At 68.3% G+C, this 17,405-nt stretch carries 13 protein-coding genes and 1 pseudogene; 12 read left to right on the top strand and 2 right to left on the bottom strand.

What is annotated here, in order from left to right; all coding sequences use genetic code 11:
• Positions 1–7 precede the first annotated feature (7 nt).
• Positions 8–943 (bottom strand): 2-hydroxyacid dehydrogenase, encoded by a 936-nt coding sequence (locus AC1RWI_RS25425; RefSeq protein ID WP_492869534.1) that lies wholly within the window; start codon positions 941–943, stop codon positions 8–10.
• 251 nt (positions 944–1,194) lie between these two features.
• On the opposite strand from AC1RWI_RS25425, the gene AC1RWI_RS25420 reads away from it, so the two are divergent.
• Positions 1,195–1,917: an SDR family oxidoreductase gene (locus tag AC1RWI_RS25420; protein ID WP_043357461.1), complete on the top strand. Its 723-nt coding sequence runs from the start codon at positions 1,195–1,197 to the stop codon at positions 1,915–1,917.
• A 152-nt stretch (positions 1,918–2,069) separates the two neighbouring features.
• Positions 2,070–2,456, top strand: a complete 387-nt coding sequence (locus AC1RWI_RS25415) for a YfeK family protein (protein WP_043358657.1) — start codon at positions 2,070–2,072, stop codon at positions 2,454–2,456.
• 206 nt (positions 2,457–2,662) lie between these two features.
• Here the strand turns inward: AC1RWI_RS25415 and AC1RWI_RS25410 are convergent, their stop codons facing one another.
• Positions 2,663–4,069 (bottom strand): class II fumarate hydratase, encoded by a 1,407-nt coding sequence (locus AC1RWI_RS25410; RefSeq protein WP_043357460.1) that lies wholly within the window; start codon positions 4,067–4,069, stop codon positions 2,663–2,665.
• Between the two features lie 113 nt (positions 4,070–4,182).
• Here AC1RWI_RS25410 and AC1RWI_RS25405 point away from each other — a divergent pair.
• The 10 genes and pseudogenes from AC1RWI_RS25405 to AC1RWI_RS25360 form a co-directional block, all read left to right on the top strand.
• Positions 4,183–4,371 (top strand): annotated as a pseudogene (locus AC1RWI_RS25405) (helix-turn-helix domain-containing protein); the annotation flags it as partial.
• Positions 4,372–4,471: 100 nt separating this feature from the next.
• Positions 4,472–4,603 (top strand): hypothetical protein, encoded by a 132-nt coding sequence (locus tag AC1RWI_RS25400; protein WP_492869531.1) that lies wholly within the window; start codon positions 4,472–4,474, stop codon positions 4,601–4,603.
• Positions 4,604–5,063: 460 nt separating this feature from the next.
• Positions 5,064–5,519, top strand: a complete 456-nt coding sequence (bcsD, locus tag AC1RWI_RS25395; RefSeq protein ID WP_492869529.1) for a cellulose biosynthesis protein BcsD — start codon at positions 5,064–5,066, stop codon at positions 5,517–5,519.
• Positions 5,520–5,582: 63 nt separating this feature from the next.
• On the top strand, positions 5,583–6,260 hold the full coding sequence (gene bcsP, locus AC1RWI_RS25390; protein ID WP_492869527.1) for a cellulose biosynthesis protein BcsP: 678 nt from the start codon (positions 5,583–5,585) through the stop codon (positions 6,258–6,260).
• Complete coding sequence (bcsQ, locus tag AC1RWI_RS25385; RefSeq protein WP_043357453.1) at positions 6,257–7,030, top strand: cellulose biosynthesis protein BcsQ; 774 nt, start codon at positions 6,257–6,259, stop codon at positions 7,028–7,030. The genes bcsP and bcsQ overlap by 4 nt, the downstream gene beginning before the upstream one ends.
• Positions 7,027–9,288, top strand: a complete 2,262-nt coding sequence (bcsA, locus tag AC1RWI_RS25380; protein WP_492869524.1) for a UDP-forming cellulose synthase catalytic subunit — start codon at positions 7,027–7,029, stop codon at positions 9,286–9,288. The genes bcsQ and bcsA overlap by 4 nt, the downstream gene beginning before the upstream one ends.
• Positions 9,289–9,373: 85 nt before the next feature.
• Positions 9,374–11,755 carry a cellulose biosynthesis cyclic di-GMP-binding regulatory protein BcsB gene (bcsB, locus tag AC1RWI_RS25375; RefSeq protein WP_492869522.1) on the top strand — a complete coding sequence of 794 codons (2,382 nt, stop codon included), beginning with the start codon at positions 9,374–9,376 and terminating at the stop codon, positions 11,753–11,755.
• Positions 11,752–12,978: a cellulose synthase complex periplasmic endoglucanase BcsZ gene (gene bcsZ, locus AC1RWI_RS25370; protein ID WP_492869520.1), complete on the top strand. Its 1,227-nt coding sequence runs from the start codon at positions 11,752–11,754 to the stop codon at positions 12,976–12,978. The genes bcsB and bcsZ overlap by 4 nt, the downstream gene beginning before the upstream one ends.
• Positions 12,951–16,301, top strand: a complete 3,351-nt coding sequence (locus tag AC1RWI_RS25365; protein ID WP_492869518.1) for a tetratricopeptide repeat protein — start codon at positions 12,951–12,953, stop codon at positions 16,299–16,301. The genes bcsZ and AC1RWI_RS25365 overlap by 28 nt, the downstream gene beginning before the upstream one ends.
• A complete protein-coding gene (locus tag AC1RWI_RS25360; protein WP_492869516.1) occupies positions 16,267–17,370 on the top strand; it encodes a cellulose synthase subunit BcsC-related outer membrane protein in 1,104 nt (367 codons plus the stop codon). The genes AC1RWI_RS25365 and AC1RWI_RS25360 overlap by 35 nt, the downstream gene beginning before the upstream one ends.
• The last annotated feature ends 35 nt before the right edge of the window (positions 17,371–17,405 follow it).

The raw sequence follows: 17,405 nt of genomic DNA, 5'->3' as shown, positions 1-17,405 counted from the left end.
CCTCTCGTCAGCCTATCGGTGTGAGCACAGGCTTGCCGGCAAAATGCAGCCGGCTGTTTTCCTGGAACTGCCGCACCGAAGCGTCGATGGCTTCCGGCGACCAGCCTGCCACGTGCGGGGTCAGAACCACATTGGGGCAGTCGAACAGCGCGGCGGGCGGCTCGGGCTCGGTCTCGTATACGTCAAGGCCGGCGCCGCCGAGCTTGCCGGCGCGCAGGGCATCGGCCAGCGCCGCGGTGTCGAGCACGCTGCCGCGCGCGATATTGACCACGAAACCGCCAGGGCCCAGCTGGGCCAGCACCTTGGCGTCGACCAGGTGGCGGGTGCTCGCGCCGCCGGGCGTGGCGATGATCAGGTAGTCGGCCCATTCGGCCAGCGCGCCGAGGCTGTCGAAATAGCGATACGGCGCGTCGTCGCGCGGGGCCCGGTTGTGATAGCCCACCTCCAGGTCGAAGCCCAGGCCGCGCTGCGCAATACGCCGGCCGATGGTGCCGAGGCCGAGAATCCCCATGCGCTTGCCCGACACATTGGGCTGCAGCGCCAGCGCGGTGCGCCACTTGCCGGCGCGCGTGGCCTGGTCCAGCGCGGGGATGGCGCGCACGGTGGCTAGCAGCAGCGCCATGGCGTGGTCCGCCACGCAGCTGTCGTTGGTGCCGGCGCCATTGGCCACGACGATGCCGCGCGCGCGGGCGTGGGCCACGGCAATGTTCTCGTACCCCGCGCCCAGCGCGCACACCAGCCCCAGCGCGGGCATGGCGTCGATCTCCGCGGCGGTAAGGCCGACCGAGCCGATCGTCAGCACCGCGCGCACGCGGGCGCCGGCCTCCCGGACCTGCGTGGCGCGGGCCGCGCTGTCGGGCGCGTAGCGCACCTCGTATTGTTCGGCAATCCAGGACAGATGCTGGGCGCTGACGTGGCTGAGGACGAGCAGGAGCGGCTTCATGATGGGCAGGAGGTTGTTTCGGGGCGGTTGGCGACCGCTGGGAGGAGGGTGAGCGGACCCGGGACGGGGCCTAAGCTGCACCGCAGCATTGTAGCGGCGGCGCGCCCTCGATTATCAAATGCCTGCCAAGAGTGCTTCCAATCCTGGGTGGATGATCCGCCGGCGCGCCGTGACCATAATGGCTGGCAAGCATGCGGCCTTCCTTCCTGCCGCATGGATTGGCCATTGAAGGAAATTCAAGGAGTCTTGCCATGTTTCCCGATTTCAAGAACGCCAGGGTGCTGGTGGTTGGCGGCAGCTCAGGCATCGGCCTGGCCACCGCGGCTGCCTTTGCCGAGCGCGGCGCCAGCGTCACGATTGCCTCACGCTCGCAGGAAAAAGTCGATGCCGCTGTACGCACGCTGGCCAGCGCCGGCACGGTCGGCGGCGCCACGGTCGATATCACCGACGACGCCAGCGTGGCGCAGTTCATGGACGGCGCCACCCCGTGGGACCACGTTGTGATCTCCGCCGCGCAGACGCCCACCGGCCCGGTGCGCCAGTTGCCGTTGGCCGATGCCTACGCCGCGATGAACAGCAAGTTCTGGGGCGCCTATCGCGTGGCGCGCCTGGTGCCGATCCGCGCGCATGGCTCGCTGACGCTGGTTTCGGGCTTCCTGGGCGTGCGGCCGAGCAAGGCATCGGTGCTGCAGGGCGCCATCAATGCCGCGCTGGACGCGCTTAGCCGCGGCCTGGCGCTGGAACTGTCGCCGGTGCGCGTCAATACCGTCTCCCCGGGTCTGATCGCCACACCGCTGTGGGACAAGCTCGATGGCGCCGCGCGCACGGCCATGTTCGAAAACGTGGCCGCGCGGCTCCCGGCGCAGCGCATTGGCCAGCCTGAAGACGTGGCGCAGGCCATCCTTTACCTGGCCGGGACTGGCTTTGCCACGGGTTCTACGGTGCTGCTCGATGGCGGTGGCGCGATCGGCTGACGCTCCGGATTGTTACGCAGAAACGGGTACGCTTTGCCGCGCGGGCAGTTGGTTCCGCCCGCGCGGCGGGCGCTCTGGCCATTCGTCAAGCCTTGAACCGGAGCGGGAATGCCGCTCTAATGCAGCGGATGCGACTGATCGACTCCGTGAAAATGAAGCCTGCCTTCCTGTCCGCCCTGCTCCTGGCCACCGTGCTGGCAGTCCCCATGGCCCCCGCCGCAGCGGCGCCGCCGCCCGCCACGCAGGCCGAGGTCACCCATCTCTTTGCCTACCTGGCCGGCTCGAATTGCCAGTTCAACCGCAATGGCAGCTGGTTTTCAGCGCCAGATGCGGCTGCCCACCTCAAGAAGAAATACGACTACCTGGCCGACAAGGGCGTCATTGGCACCAGCGAGCGCTTTATCGAACTGGGCGCGAGCAAGAGCAGCGTCAGCGGCAAGCCTTACCTGGTCAAGTGCGGCCAGGCCCAGCCGGTGGAGAGCGCTCCGTGGCTAGGCGCCGAACTGGCGCGCTATCGGCAGAAGGCCGCGGGCAAGTAGGCGCGAGCCTCTTTCTTGCCGTTGCAGGTGGGGTTTGAAGGCACGCAGAAACGGGTACGCTTTTGCTTTTCGGCAACAAAGGCCGGCCCATGCACCTTGTCAGGCGGCCACTGATAGCAAACCGGCGTTCGCCGAACCCTATGCGCCGTGTGCGAGAAGGGCCAGCGCTAAGCGGCGGCCTCATATCGCGAGCCTGATTGGCGGCCTCATATTTCCCTGGTCATGTCCTTCAGGTCGACCCATGCATCGAACTGGGCCGCCGTGACATGTCCCGAAGCGAGCGCAGCCTCGCGCAGCGGCAGGCCGCGCGTGAGCGCCAGCCTGGCGATTTCGGCGGCGCGGTCGTAGCCGAGGTGCGGGTTGAGCGCGGTCACGGGCATCAGCGAGCGCCCGAGCATCTCGGCGATGCGCTCGCGATCCGCCTGTACCCCCTGCACCATGCGTTCGGCAAAGCTCGCGGCGGCATCGGCAAGCAGCGTGACCGATTGCAGCAGGCTGTAGATGATCACGGGCTTGTACGCGTTGAGCTCGAGCGTGCCGAGGCCATTGGCCAGCGTGACGGTGGTGTGGTTGCCGATCACCCGGCAGCACACCATGGCCAGCGCCTCGGCCTGGGTGGGATTGACCTTGCCCGGCATGATCGAAGAGCCGGGTTCGTTGGCAGGCAGGATCAGTTCGGCAAAGCCCGCGCGCGGGCCGGAGCCGAGCAGCATGAAATCGCGCGCGATTTTCAGGAAGGACGATGCCGTGGTGTTGAGCGCGCCCGACAGGTCGGCCAGCGCATCGTGCGAGGCTTGCAGCGCATAGCGGTTCGGCGCGGGCTCGAACGGCAGGCCCGTGTAGTCCGACAGCGCGCGCGCAAAGGCCGCGGCAAAACCATGCGGTGCATTCAGCCCGGTGCCCACTGCGGTGCCGCCCTGCGGCACCGGCATGGCGCGCAGCATGGCCTGGCGCAGGCGCGACTGGGCATCGCCTACCTGGGCTTCGTAGCCGGAGAACTCCTGGCCGAGCGTCAGCGGCACGGCGTCCTGCAAGTGCGTGCGGCCCACCTTGACGATGTCGCCAAACGCGTCCACCTTGCGCCCGAGCGCCTGCTGCAAGCGCTCCAGCGCGGGCAGCAGTTGCAGCTGGATCGCCCGGGTGGCGGCGATATGCATCGCCGTGGGAAAGCTGTCGTTTGAAGACTGGCTGGCGTTGACGTGATCGTTGGGGTGCACCGGCTGCTTCGCGCCCGGCTCGCCGCCTAGCAGCTGGATCGCACGGTTGGCAATGACCTCGTTCAGGTTCATGTTGGTCTGCGTGCCGGAGCCGGTCTGCCAGACCGAGAGCGGAAACTCTCCCGGCCACTTGCCGGCGATGATCTCCTGCGCCGCCGCCTCGATGGCGTGGGCCAGTTCCGGCTTGAGCACGTGCAGCGCTCGATTTGCACGCGCTGCGCAGAGCTTGAGGATGGCGAATGCTTCGATCAGCGCGGGCGGCATCGTCTCGCAGCCGATACGGAAGTTCTGGCGCGAACGCTCGGTCTGCGCGCCCCACAGGTGCCGGGCAGGCACCGGTATGTCGCCCAGGCTGTCGGTCTCGATCCGGGTGGCGTCCTGCTTGCGCTCGGGCATGGCATTCTCCTGTTCGGTCGACGGCGGCGTGGCAACAGATCCCCGGGCCTTAGAATACGCCCCCGGCTGTAACGGCGCCCGATTCACCCGCGCTATCACCACGCGTCTGCAGCATGCCCATTGCCCAGCTCAAATCCTTCTTCATGGTCGCCCGCATCGACAGCGTGACCCAGGCAGCCAAGCGGCTCGGCCTGTCGCTGCCGACCATCACCGCCCAGATCCGCGCGCTGGAGGAGGCCTGCGGCGTCGAGCGGTTCCATCGCGGCGGGCGGCGGCTGGCCCCGTCGGGTGCCGATAGCCGCGCTGGCCGGTTGCCGGCCGCTGATGCGCGCGGTGGTCATTCGCGGACTCGGTGTATCCGTCATTGCCCGCCACGAGGTGTCGAGTCATCCGCAGCTGAAAATGCTGGATTTTGAGGATAGTAGCGAGGAAATGAGCGAATATCTTTATTCTTTGCGCGAACGGCGCGGGGCGCGCCTGATCGATGCGTTCGTCGCTGCGGCCCGCCCCGGCGCGCAAGTCATGCCGGACTAGTCCGCAGCCGCTTGCTTGACTGCCACGGGTCCGGTCCTATCGTTTCTCGCCCAAAACCCGCGCTATTTCCCCACATGGAGAAATTACATGCACTGGTCTGCGACTTATCGCGCCAGAATGGCATCGTGGGCAGTCTTTGCGGACCGGCAGCAGTACCTTACTGCGCTAATGTAGAGACATTAAACTGGCAACGTAAAGTGTTCCCCGCTTCGGAAGGGGGTGGGTTTCCCTATGACGTGGAAACTGTCAGGCTTGGGTCGACCGCAAAAGGCCGTGGCGCCTGCCCGCGCGGGAAATCGCCCGGATCGGGGTACGGCGGCCGCCGTTGTGGATGTTGCGAGGATGGAACATAACCATTGTTGCTCGCAAAGCATTTGCCCAGATCGCAGGGTTGGTAAGAAAATGACGCTCCAACAATAAGAAAAATATTGACAGTAAGCCATTAAAACAGGATCTCGGGGTGAATCAAGCAATTCTGCAATATCTCACTGAGCGGCATTGCTCGTCGCAATGGCGTGATGTACTGTCGGCGCTCGCCGAAGAACTATCCGAGACCATGGACGTGGCTGGCCTGCGCGCCGTGATGTGGCGTGTTGGTGCGCGATTTGCCAAGCGTTTCGATCCTGGCGCCTGCGCGACGCTTGCCGAGCTGGAGCGCGCCGTCGCGCAGATCTGGCTGGATGTGGACTGGGGCTGGACCAACATCGAGGATGTGGGGGGGGCTCTGGTGGTCCGGCATTTCTGCGCGCCGCTGAACGCGGCGCTGGGAGACGGAGCCGACACCTGGTCGCCGGCATTCCTGGAGGGGGCGTACCAGCACTGGTTCCGCATGCTCGGCTCGTCCGAGACCCTGCGGGTCAGCCAAAGTACACCGATCGATGCCACCGGATGCGTGGAATTCCGGTTCGGGCGTTGAAGAGCCGCTAGCGGTTTGCGGCAGTTCTGGCGCTGGCGCACAGCCTTGCGTGAGTGAGATCCCATGAGTCAATCCGACGATTTGTCCAAGCTGTTCCATCGTTTCGGCGGCAAGGCCGAGTCATACAAAGAGATCGTGCGCGAAGACGCGGCGATGCAGGCGCGCGAGCGCTGGCCGCTGCTGACGTCCGTGCGGGTCGACCGCGCCGCCGTAGTGCCTCCCGTGCAGCCCGCCGCGCCGCATGCGCATGAGGCTGCCGGTGCGGCAGCGGCACAGGCCGCGCCGCCCGCGCCATTGTGGCGCGCGGCCCTGCCGGCAGGCGAGCTTGCGCCTGCCGCGGAGCCGGCTCACGCCGCCGAGGCTGCGCCCGCTCGGGTTGCCCCCCCGGCTGCTTTGGCGGCAACGGGCGTGCCCGCCTCGGCGATGATGCCGCGTTTTCGCACGCCGCAAGGCATGGCGCCGGTGATGTCGGCCCCGATGCCGCTTTCAGCGCCGGAAGTTGCCGCTGCGCCGCCTCCATCGGCAGCCGCAGCGAACCCGGCGGTTGTCCCCGCGCCCCAGCCGGCCAGCATTTGGTCCCCGGCGGCTCCCGCGGCCGCGCCGCCGGCTGAGCCGGCCCGCCCCGCCGACACCGAATTATCCAAGGTGTTCGCCCGCCTCGAAGGCCGCCAGGAGCCCGCCACCACCAGCGAGCGCGCACCCGCGCGCCGCTCCTTTCTAGATCGGCTGAATCGCTCGTGAAGATCATTGCTGTTGTCTCGGCCAAAGGCGGCGTGGGCAAGACCACGCTGTCGGCCAACCTGGCCGAAGCGCTGGCGGTTGCCGGCGAGAACGTACTCGCCGTGGACCTGGATCCGCAGAATGCGCTGCGCCTGCATTTCGGCATGCCGCCGCAGGAAGTTGCCGGGCATGCGCGCGCCACGCTGGCCGCAGAAGCGTGGCAGCAGAGCATGTACAAGGGCCGCTCCCGCGTGCTGGTCATGCCGTTCGGCTCACTCAACGAGACCGACCGCTCCGCGTTTGAAGCGCACCTCTCCACCCATCCGGGATGGCTGCGCGCCCAGCTTGCCGGACTTGGCCTGGGCCGCGACGATGTCGTTGTGATTGATACGCCGCCGGGCCCGTCGCCATACATGCGCCAGGCACTGTCATGTGCGCAGCTGTGCCTGATGGTGTCGCTGCCGGATGCCGCGTCCTACGCCACCATGCCCCTGATGGAAGACCTGATCCGCACCTATTGCGAGGGCCGGCCCGATTACCTGGGCCATATGCTGGTGATCAACCAGGTCGACGTGAGCCGTCAGCTTGGCAAAGATGTGGTGCAGGTGCTGCGCGCCCAGCTCGGCGAGCGTGTGCTGGGCGTGATCCACCAGGACCAGGCGGTGGCGGAGGCGCTGGCCTACGACCGCAGCGTGCTCGAGTACAACCCTCACAGCCAGGCCACGCACGACCTGCAGCGCTGCGCCGCATGGGTGCGCCAGGCCCTGGCCGCTTACGGAGAAGCCGCGTGAAGCCAGCCAAGGCAAAAGCCGCCGCGGCGCCCAAGGGCGCACGGGCCAAGGGCAAGGATAAAGTCAAAAGCAAGGTCAACGACAAGCCCAACGTCCTGTCGGCCGCATTGCAGCGATTCGGCAACACCTTCGTCGCGCTTCCCTTCTGGGACAGCGCCGTGGCGCGGATGCTGGCGTTGCTGGCCGGGTTGTTCATGTTCGCGCTGGTCATCACGGTGCCGCTGGATTTCTGGCAGCAGGTCGGGTTTGCCGCGGTGTGCTTCGGGCTGGCGGTCTGGCTGAACCGGGTCAAGGGCCACCTCGCCACGCTGATGATGGTGATCCTGTCGATCGCGGCCTCCAGCCGTTATATGTACTGGCGCCTGACGGAAACGGTGGGGCTGGGCGGCTGGTTCGACTCCGCTTTTGGCATTGGCCTGGTGCTGGCAGAGATCTACGCGTTCGTGGTGCTGATGCTGGGCTACTTCCAGACCGCGTGGCCGCTCAAGCGCCGTCCGGTGGCCATGCCCGCGGACATTGCCAGCTGGCCGACCGTGGATATCTTCATCCCGACCTACAACGAGCCGCTGTCGGTGGTCAAGCCGACGGTATTCGCGGCGATGTCGCTGGACTGGCCGCGCGACAAGATCAACGTCTACGTGCTGGATGACGGCCGGCGCGAGGAATTCCGCGAGTTTTGCGAGAAGGTTGGCGTTACCCATGTGACGCGTAACCACAATCGCCACGCCAAGGCAGGCAACATCAACGAAGCGCTCAAGGGCACGCACGGCGAGTATGTGGCGATTTTCGATTGCGACCACATTCCCACGCGCTCCTTCCTGCAAATCAGCATGGGCTGGTTCCTCAAGGACCCCAAGCTGGCCATGCTGCAGACGCCGCACTATTTCTTCTCGCCCGATCCGTTCGAGAAGAACCTGCGCACATTCCAGGAGGTCCCCAACGAGGGCGAGTTGTTCTACGGCCTGGTGCAGGACGGCAACGACCTGTGGGACGCTACCTTCTTCTGCGGTTCGTGCGCCGTGATCCGCCGGGCGCCGTTGCTGGAAGTGGGCGGCATTGCGGTGGAAACCGTGACCGAGGACGCACACACCGCGCTCAAGCTGCACCGCAAGGGCTACGGCACCGCCTACCTGGCGATCCCCCAGGCTGCGGGGCTGGCCACGGAAAGCCTCTCAGGCCACGTCGGGCAGCGCATTCGCTGGGCCCGGGGCATGGCGCAGATCTGCCGGGTGGACAACCCGCTGTTCGGGCCGGGCCTGTCGATCCCGCAGCGGCTGTGCTACCTCAATGCCATGCTGCACTTCTTCTACGGCTTGCCGCGGCTGGTGTTCCTGACGGCGCCGCTGGCCTACCTGCTGTTCGGCGCCCACGTGATCCAGGCCTCGGCGCTGACCATCGCCACCTTCGCGCTGCCGCACCTGCTGCACGCGAACATGACCAACTCGCGCATACAGGGCAAGTTCCGCCATTCGTTCTGGAACGAGGTGTACGAATCCGTGCTTGCGTGGTACATCATGCGGCCCGTGCTGGTGGCGTTCGTCAACCCTGCGGCCGGCAAGTTCAACGTGACGCCCAAGGGCGGCGTGATCGAGGAAGCCTACTTCGACTGGGTAATCTCGCGGCCTTACCTGGTGCTGCTGCTGTTCAACGTGCTGGGCGTGGTGGTGGGCTTCCTGCGGCTGTTCCTGTGGAACCAGTTCGAGGCCACCACCGTGGTGCTCAACCTGATCTGGACGTTCTACAACCTGATCATCCTCGGCGCCTCCATTGCGGTCGCCAGCGAGACGCGCCAGATCCGCGTGGCGCACCGCGTGGCGATGAAACTGCCTGCCACCCTGCACTTTCCCGATGGCCGCACGCTGGTGTGCGAGACCATCGATTTCGCCGAGGGCGGCATCGGCATGCGGCTGCCGCCGGGTATGAAGGCAGCTGTGGGCGAGCAGGTGCAGATCTCGCTTTACCTGCAGAACGACGAGCACATGTTCCCCGCCAAGGTGGTGTTCCAGGGCGACACGCACACCGGCCTGGAGCTGGCGGAAATGAGCCCGCGCGAGGAGATGGCTTTCGTGCAGTGCACCTTTGCGCGAGCCGACGCATGGATCGATTCGTGGGGCCGCAAGCGGCCGGATGCCCCGGGGCTGGCCGCCGGCCAGATCCTGCGCATTGGCCTGCTTGGCTTCCATAACGTGATGTTCCACCTCGGGCGCGAGATGCGCCAATTGTTGCGCCGTCCAGAACCTGGCGCTTCCACCCGGTGATCGGCCTCGTCGGCCCAGCGCCGCGTCCCGGAACGGTTCGGGCCGCGGCTTGAACACGCACCGGACCACTGGCAAAAAATAGAGAATGCGTTTGACCAAGACACCACGCCTGACCGACCGCTCGCCTGCGCGCTCAACCGCGCGCCGCACCTCGGGCCGGCCCGCCGCGACCCGCCTTAGCGCATTGCTCGCGCTCGCTTTGCTGACGGTGACCCCGGCCGGCGCCCAGCGCGCCGGCATGCCCGACACCACGCGCGACGCGGTCGCCGCGCAGTCGCCCGCCGGGGTGGCGGCGCAGGCCGCCGCAGCGGCACCCCGCAGCGGCGCGCGCACCGTGCAGCTCACGCTCAAGCAGCTGGGCGCCATCGCACCGTTCCAGTTGCGCGGCGTGGACGCCATCAACGGCGTGCCGTTCTCGATCCGCGCCGACGAGGTCGTGACCGGCGCGCGCCTGAAATTGCGCTACACGTATTCGCCCGCGCTGATACCGGCGTTGTCGCATATCAATGTGATGGTCAACGGCGAGGTTGCCGGCACCGTGCCGGTGCCCAAGGACACCGCGGGCAACAGCCTGGAGCGCGATGTGCCGATCGAGCCGCGGCTGATCACCGAGTTCAACCGCCTCAACCTGCAGTTGATCGGCCACTACACCACCGATTGCGAAGATCCCTTCCACTCCAGCCTGTGGGCTACCGTTGGCAACAGCAGCGTGCTGGAGCTCACGCTCACGCCGGTGGCGCTGGCCAATGACCTGGCGCTGCTGCCGCTGCCGTTCTTCGATCGCCGCGACGTTAGCCGCCTCAGGCTGCCCTTCGTGTTCGCCGGCGCGCCGTCGACGGCCACGCTGGAAGCCGCCGGCACGGTCTCGTCGTGGTTCGGCGCGCTGGCCGGCTATCGCGGCGCGTCGTTTGCCGCCACGCTCAACCAGGTACCGGCCACCGGCAATGCGGTGGTGTTCGTCACCAACGAGGAAAAGCCCGCCGGCGTGCAGGTGCCCGCCATCGGCGGGCCGTCGATCGCGGTGGTGCCGAATCCGGGCGATGCGAACGGCAAGCTGCTGCTGGTGATGGGCCGCGACAGCGCCGAGCTCAAGACCGCGGCGCAAGCGCTCACGCTTGGCGCGCGCGCGCTGTCCGGGCAGAGCGCCACCATCAACAAGCTCGACGACGTGGCACCGCGCGTGCCCTACGACGCGCCCAACTGGATCCGCAGCGACCGCCCGGTGCGCTTCGGCGAGCTAGCCGAGGTGCGCGACCTCAATGTCTCGGGCTACAACCCGGACCTGGTGCGGGTGAATTTCCGGTTGCCGCCCGACCTGTTCGGCTGGCGCAGCAAGGGCATCCCGATCGACCTGAAGTACCGCTATACGCCGCGCCCGGTGGTGGACAAGTCCACCCTCAACATCAGCGTGAGCAGCCAGTTCCTGCGCGCCTACGCGCTGCGCTCGGTCAAGAACCAGGATGGCCGTGCCAGCCAGTTGCTGGCCAAAGTGCTGCCGGATGGCTCGGTGCCGGTCGACGAGCGCATCGAGCTGCCGCTGTTCATGCTGCCCGCGCAGTCGCAGCTGCAGTTCCATTTCTACTACGACTACCTCAAGCAGGGCGCGTGCAAGGACGTGATGCTGGACAACGTCAAGGGCGCGATCGACCCGGACTCGACCATCAACATCACCGGCCTGCCGCACTTTATCGCGCTGCCTGACCTGGCGGTGTTCGGCAACAGCGGCTTCCCGTTCACGCGCATGGCCGACCTCTCCGAGACCGCGGTCATCCTGCCGGACAAGCCCGCTGCCGAGGACTACTCGACCTACCTCACGCTGATGGGGCGCATGGGCGAATCCACCGGCTATCCCGCCACCGGCGTGGCCGTGAGCGGCGCCGCGCAGGTCGACAAGCAGGCCGCGCGCGACCTGCTGGTGATCGGCACCACGCAGAGCCAGCCGCTCTTCACGCAATGGGCCGAGCGCATGCCGGTCATGCTGGCCGGCAACGAAAAGCGCTTTGCGCTGACCGATCTGGTGTCCGCCGTGACGGGCTGGTGGAACGGCGCGGATGGCACGCGCAACCGCCCGGTCGAGACGCGCATGTCGGTCAGCAGCGCCAGCACCGATGCCGCGCTAAGCGCCTTCGAGTCGCCACTGGCGTCAGGGCGCAGTGTGGTGGCCGTCACCAGCAACGCGCCGCAAGGCCTGCAGACCGTGACCGAGGTGCTGCTCGATCCCGACCGGGTCACGAAGGTGCAAGGCAGCCTGGCGCTGGTGCGCGGCAAGGAGATCGACAGCCTGGCGGCACAGCAGAACTACCACGTGGGCAAGCTGCCGCCCTGGACCTATGTGCAGTGGTGGCTATCGCAGCGGCCGCTTGCCATGGTGCTGATGATCGGCGGCGCTGCGCTGCTGCTGGCGGTGTTGATGTATCTGTCGCTGCGGGCGCGCGCCACGCGCCGCAAGCTGGGGGAACACAAGTGAGCGTGAACCGCACACGCCGCGTATGGCTTGCGGGCTTGCCGGGGCTGGCCGCGCTCGGGGCGCTGGGTGGCTGGCCCGCACTGGCGCATGCCGCCGTGCCGAAGGCATCGCCGCCGGCGGCCTGTGCGTGGCCGCTGTACCAGCAGTTCCTGTCCCGCTTCGTGCAGGCCGACGGCCGCGTGCTCGACCCGTCCACCAAGGAGCAGCAAAGCACCTCCGAGGGCCAGTCCTACGGCATGGTGTTCGCCCTGATGGCCAACGACCGCGCTACCTTCGAGCGCCTGTGGCAATGGAGCGTTGCCAACCTCGGCGCGGGCAACCTGCAGGACAAGCTGCCTGCCTGGCAGTGGGGCCACCGGGCCGACGGCTCGTGGGGCGTGATCGATGCGAACCCCGCATCGGATGCCGACCTGTGGTTCGCCTTCGCGCTGCTCGAAGCCGCGCGGTTGTGGAAGCAGCCACGTTATGGCGAGCAGGCGCGCGCGCTGCTCAAGCTGGTCGCCAAGCAAGAGGTGGTGTCGCTGCCCGGCTTTGGCACCATGCTGCTGCCGGGCCCGCAGGGCTTTGTCCAAGGCAATGCCGATGGCCCGCGCCAGTGGCGCCTCAATGCCAGCTACCTGCCGGTGCCGGTGCTGCGCCGCCTGGCCGCGGCCGAGCCGTCCGGCCCGTGGGGCACGCTCGCCACGCAGGCCGCAAAACTGGTCGACGCGGTGGCCAGGCAGGGCATCGTGCCCGACTGGTCGGCCTACCGCAGCGACGCGGCCGGCACCGGTTTTCTCACCGACCCGGACAAGGGCGATGTCAGCAGCTACGACGCTATCCGCGTCTACCTGTGGGCCGGCGTGACGCCACGCGGTGACGCCGCTGGCCGCATGCTGATGAAGGCACTGGCGCCGCAGGCGCAGCGCATGGCGGGACGCGCCGCGCCGCCTGAGCGCATGCACGCCGACAGCGGCGCGGTGGACGGCGACGGCCCGACGGGCTTTTCCGCCGCACTGGTGCCGTTCCTGCAGGCGGCCGGATCGCCTGCAGCCGCGGTGCAGCGCACCCGGGCGCAGACGATGATTGACTCGGCCACGGGCAAATCCGCCGCCACGTACTACGACACCGTATTGGGATTATTCGGCCTCGGCTTTGCCGAAGGCCGCTACCGGTTCGCGCCTTCGGGGCAACTGGAGCTGGAGTGGGAGAAGACATGTCGAACCGCAAGCGCCCGGCCATGAACGGACGCGCGAACACCCCCCGCTCGGCGAGCGGGAAGCATATAGCTGCGGACACCGCGCGCGGCAAGGGCCTGCGTGCCAAGACGCTGGTGCTGAGCCTGCTGACGGCGTTCGCCGCGGCCGCCACGGCGCAGGAAGACCCGGTCAAGCTGCTGGTGGACCAGGGCAAGTACTGGCAGGAACGCGGCCGCAGCGACCGCGCTGCCGAAGCGTGGCAGAAGATCCTGCGCCTGAATCCGGCCCAGCCGGAAGCCCTGTATGGCATGGGCGTGGCCGAAGCCGAGGCGGGCCGCCCGGATGGCGCGCGCACCTACCTGGAGCGCCTGAAGAAGGCCCAGCCCAACTCCCCGCTGGTGGCGCGCCTCACGCAGGTGATCAGCAGCGGCGGCGCGACCCAGCAGGTCGAACAGGCGCGCCAACTGGCGCGCAGCGGCCAGAGCGAGGAAGCGGTCAAGCGCTATCAGCAAGCCGCGGGCGGCGCGGTGCCGCAAGGCAACCTGGCGCTGGAGTACTACCAGACGCTGGGCGGCACGGCGCAGGGCTGGGATGAAGCCCGCAAGGGCCTGGAGCAACTGGCCCGCGCCAATCCGTCGGACAACCGCGCGCAGCTCGCGCTGGCGCAGCACCTGACCTATCGCGAGTCCACCCGCCGCGACGGCATTCGCCAGCTGGAGGCGCTGTCTAAAAGCAGTGACGTAGCTGGCAAGGCCAGCGAGAGCTGGCGGCGGGCGCTGACCTGGCTGGGCGGCCGCCCGGCGGACGCGCCGCTGTACCAGGCCTGGCTGGCAAGCCATCCCGACGACGCCACCATCCGCGCCAAGCTCGATGCGGTCAAGGCCCAGCAGCAACAGCGGCAAGCCACGCAAGCGGCAGGCGCTGCCGGCAACCCCGTGCGCCAGATCGTGCAGCAAGGCTTCGATGCCATGGATGCCGGCGACCTCGAACGCGCCGGCGACCGGTTCCAGACCGCGCTGCAGGAGCGCCCCGGCGACGCCGACGCGCTCGGCGGCATGGGTGTGCTGCGCCTCAAGCAGGAGAAGTTTGCCGAGGCCCTGGATTTCCTCGACCAGGCTGCCAAGCGTGGGGCCGGCGGCCGCTATCGCAGCGCGCAGAACAGCGCCACATACTGGCTGCTGTCCGAGCAGGCCAGCGCCGCGCGCGGCGCCGGCAACCGGGCCGAGGCGCGCAGCCTGCTGGAGCGGGCGGTCAAGCTCGACCCGCGCGAGCCTTCCGCCCAGGTGGCGCTGGCCGACGTGATGGCCGAGGAAGGCCAGTATGCCCCGGCCGAAGCCGCGTATCGCCGCGTGCTCAAGCAGCAGCCCGACAACCCCGACGCCACGCGCGGGCTGGTAGGCGTGCTGGCGGCGCAGAACAAGAGCGCGGAGGCGCTCGCCATCGTGCAGAACCTGACGCCCGCCCAGCAGGACAAGGTGGGCTCGCTGGGCAAGCTGCGCGCCGAGGAAGCCCGTGGCCAGGCCCGCGCCGCCTTGCAGCGCGGCGATACCGCCGGCGCGCGCCGCGCGCTGGAAGACGCGATGGCGGCCGACCCGACCAACCCGTGGGTGCGCCTGGATGTGGCGCGCGCCTATGCGTCGATGGGCTTGAAGGAGCAGGCGCGCAGCGTCATGGACGGCCTGCTGCTGTCCAACCCCAATATGCCGGACGCGCTGTATGCCAGCGCGCTGCTGTCCGCCGAAACCGGCGACTGGCAAAGCGGGCTTGAAGCGCTGGAGCGCATTCCCCCGCAAAACCGCACCCGCGACATGGGCACCCTGCAACGCCGCCTGTGGGTGCACGCCGAAGCCGAGCGAGCCAGCGGGCTCGCCGCCGCCGGCCAGCAGGCCGCGGCGCTGGGCGTACTGCAGCAAGCCGAACGCTACGCCCAGCAGGACCCCGACCAGCTCGGCGCGCTGGCGCTGGCTTACGCCGATGCGGGCGACGAGGCGCGTGCGCTCTCGCTGATGCGCAACGTCATGGGCCGCACGGTGCGCCCTGACATCGGCATGCAACTGCAGTACGCCGCCATTCTGCTCAAGACCAAGCAGGACGTGGAACTGGCCGGTGTGCTGCGCCAGCTTGCCAATGCCAACCTGAGTACTTCGCAGCGCCGCGACTATGACGACCTGCGGGTCGCCTACATCGTGCGCCAGGCCGATGCGCTGACCGAGAGCGGCGACCTCGTGGCTGCCTACGACATGCTGGCGCCGGGGCTCTCCGAGCGCCCCGGCAACAGTGCCGTGCGCGCCAGCCTGGCGCGCATGTACGCGCAGGCGGGCGAGAACAAGAAGGCCCTGACGCTGTACGAGAGCGTGCTGGAGAAGGACCCGCGCAACCTCGACCTGATGCTGGCGGCGATTGGCACCGCCACCGCCGCCAAGGAATACAGCTGGGCCGAAGGCACGCTGCAGATGGCGCTGGCGCAGGCGCCCGGATCGCCCAAGGTGCTGACCGCCGCCGGGCGGCTCTACCGCGCCCAAGGCAAGACCTCGCGCGCCGCCGAGTACTTCCGCGCAGCGGTGGCGGCAGAGAACGCCGCGGGCATATCCTCGGCCGGCGCGCGCCCGGATGGCGCGGGCTTCGACCGCGTACCGTCCAACCCGTTTGTCGGCCTGCCCGGCCAGCGCGGCAGCTCGCAGTTGCCGCCGCCCGGGTCGCAGGCGCCGTACCTGATCGTGCCCGGTCCCACGCGCGCCGCGGCAGCGTCCCAGCCGGCAATGGCGCCCGCGCCGGTGATGATGACCGCCGGCGCACAGGCCTCGCAACCCTACATCCCGGCGCCGGTGTCCGCTGCCGGGCAGGGCATGGCATCGGAGATCCAGCAGCCGCAGGCCTACTATGCGCAGCCGGTGCAAGCGCCCATGCCGATGCAGGCGCCCGCCAGCACGCGCGGCAAGAACACACGCGCGGCCAAGGCGCCTGCGCAGGCTTATCCAGCCAGTCAGGCTTACCCCGCCTATCCAGCCAACGCGCAGGCGGCCCAGCAACCGGGCGTGCCATATCCCGTGCCGCAGCAGGCCGTGGCACCCCAGTATCCCGCTGCGCAGTACGCTGCGCCAGCCGCCGGCGGCTACGCGGCGGCGCCCGCGCCGGGGGCGCCCCCCCCCCCCCCCCCCCGCGCGCCAGCCGATTGGCGCGCAGTCGCGCGCGCCTTGGCTGGCCGAAGCCGATTCTCAGGCCAACCCGACCGGGCCCAAGACCGCGCAGCAGGAACTCAACGAGATCGAATCGCAGCGCACCAGCACGCTCGCCGGTGGCCCTGTGCTACGCGGGCGCAATGGCGACTCCGGCATGAGCCAGCTCACCGAGATGCAGGTGGTGGCTGAAGCCAAGATGGCCGTCGGCAACGGCAAGCTGGTGGCGCGCGTGACACCGGTTGCGCTGGACGCGGGCTCGGTCGGCAGCGACTTCAACAGCGCCTCGCGCTTTGGCGGCGGCCCGCTGGCGGTCCCGGTGGGCGGCGCGCTCGTCAACTCGGCCGGCACGCGGCTACAGTCCGCGTCCGCCGGCCAGCAGAATGCCTTTGGTGTGGCGCTGGGTGTGGCCTATGAATCGGATCGCATCAAGGCTGACATTGGCAGCACGCCGCTGGGCTTTCGCTACACCGACGTCAATACCGGTGTGCGCTTGAACCTGCCGCTGACACAACGCACCACGCTGTCGCTCGGCGCATCGCGCCGCCCCGTCACCGACAGCTTGCTGTCGTACGCAGGCGCGCGCGATGACCGTGCCGGCCTGCAGTGGGGGGGCGTGATGAACAGCAGCGGGCGCGTCGACCTGGGTTGGGACGATGGCTTCTTCGGCATCTACGGCTACGGCGGCTACGGCTTGCTGACCGGGCACGATGTGAAGCGCAACACGCGTTGGGAAGGCGGTGGCGGGTTCTACCTGCGCCTGGTCGACAACGCCGAGCAGCGCCTGATGAGCGGCGTGAACTTCACCTCGATGGGGTACGCGGATAACCTGCGCTACTTCACCTTCGGCCAGGGCGGTTACTTTAGCCCGCAGACCTACTTCGCCGTGACCGTGCCGCTCTCGCTGGCAGGGCGCAGCGGCCGGCTGGCCTACAATGTGCGCGGCGCGTTAGGCATGCAGGCGTTCCGCGAGGATGCGTCGGACTATTTCCCGACCGATCGAGCGGCCCAGTCGGCGGCCGGCAATAACGTCTATCCCGGCCAGTCCAAGACCGGTCTGGCCTACAATCTGGTTGGCTCGATGGAGTACCAGGCGGCCCAGCAGCTGTTTGTCGGCGGCATGCTCGGCATCGACAACGCGCGCGACTATCGCCAGTGGTATGCCGGCGTTTATGTGCGTTATGCGTTGCAACGCCAGACCGGGCAGATCGTGTTCCCGCCGGTGGCGCCGCAGTCCGCTGTGGGCCCCGCGCCGTTCTGAGGGGGCGCGCAACGGATGAATCAATCAAGTCAAGC

Source organism: Cupriavidus sp. MPR-AND1C (assembly GCF_058809705.1).
The sequence above is the reverse complement of the archived record's forward strand: the minus strand, read 5'-3'. Positions and strand labels throughout refer to the sequence as shown.

Bases quoted from the DNA above. Each gene is read 5' to 3' on its own strand.
- AC1RWI_RS25420 (WP_043357461.1), top strand. From the start codon at position 1,195: ATGTTTCCCGATTTCAAGAACGCCAGGGTGCTGGTGGTTGGCGGCAGC.
- bcsB (WP_492869522.1), top strand. From the start codon at position 9,374: ATGCGTTTGACCAAGACACCACGCCTGACCGACCGCTCGCCTGCGCGC.
- AC1RWI_RS25400 (WP_492869531.1), top strand. From the start codon at position 4,472: ATGCTGGATTTTGAGGATAGTAGCGAGGAAATGAGCGAATATCTTTAT.
- AC1RWI_RS25365 (WP_492869518.1), top strand. From the start codon at position 12,951: ATGTCGAACCGCAAGCGCCCGGCCATGAACGGACGCGCGAACACCCCC.
- AC1RWI_RS25360 (WP_492869516.1), top strand. From the start codon at position 16,267: ATGAGCCAGCTCACCGAGATGCAGGTGGTGGCTGAAGCCAAGATGGCC.
- bcsP (WP_492869527.1), top strand. From the start codon at position 5,583: ATGAGTCAATCCGACGATTTGTCCAAGCTGTTCCATCGTTTCGGCGGC.
- AC1RWI_RS25415 (WP_043358657.1), top strand. From the start codon at position 2,070: ATGAAGCCTGCCTTCCTGTCCGCCCTGCTCCTGGCCACCGTGCTGGCA.
- AC1RWI_RS25410 (WP_043357460.1), bottom strand. From the start codon at position 4,069: ATGCCCGAGCGCAAGCAGGACGCCACCCGGATCGAGACCGACAGCCTG.
- AC1RWI_RS25425 (WP_492869534.1), bottom strand. From the start codon at position 943: ATGAAGCCGCTCCTGCTCGTCCTCAGCCACGTCAGCGCCCAGCATCTG.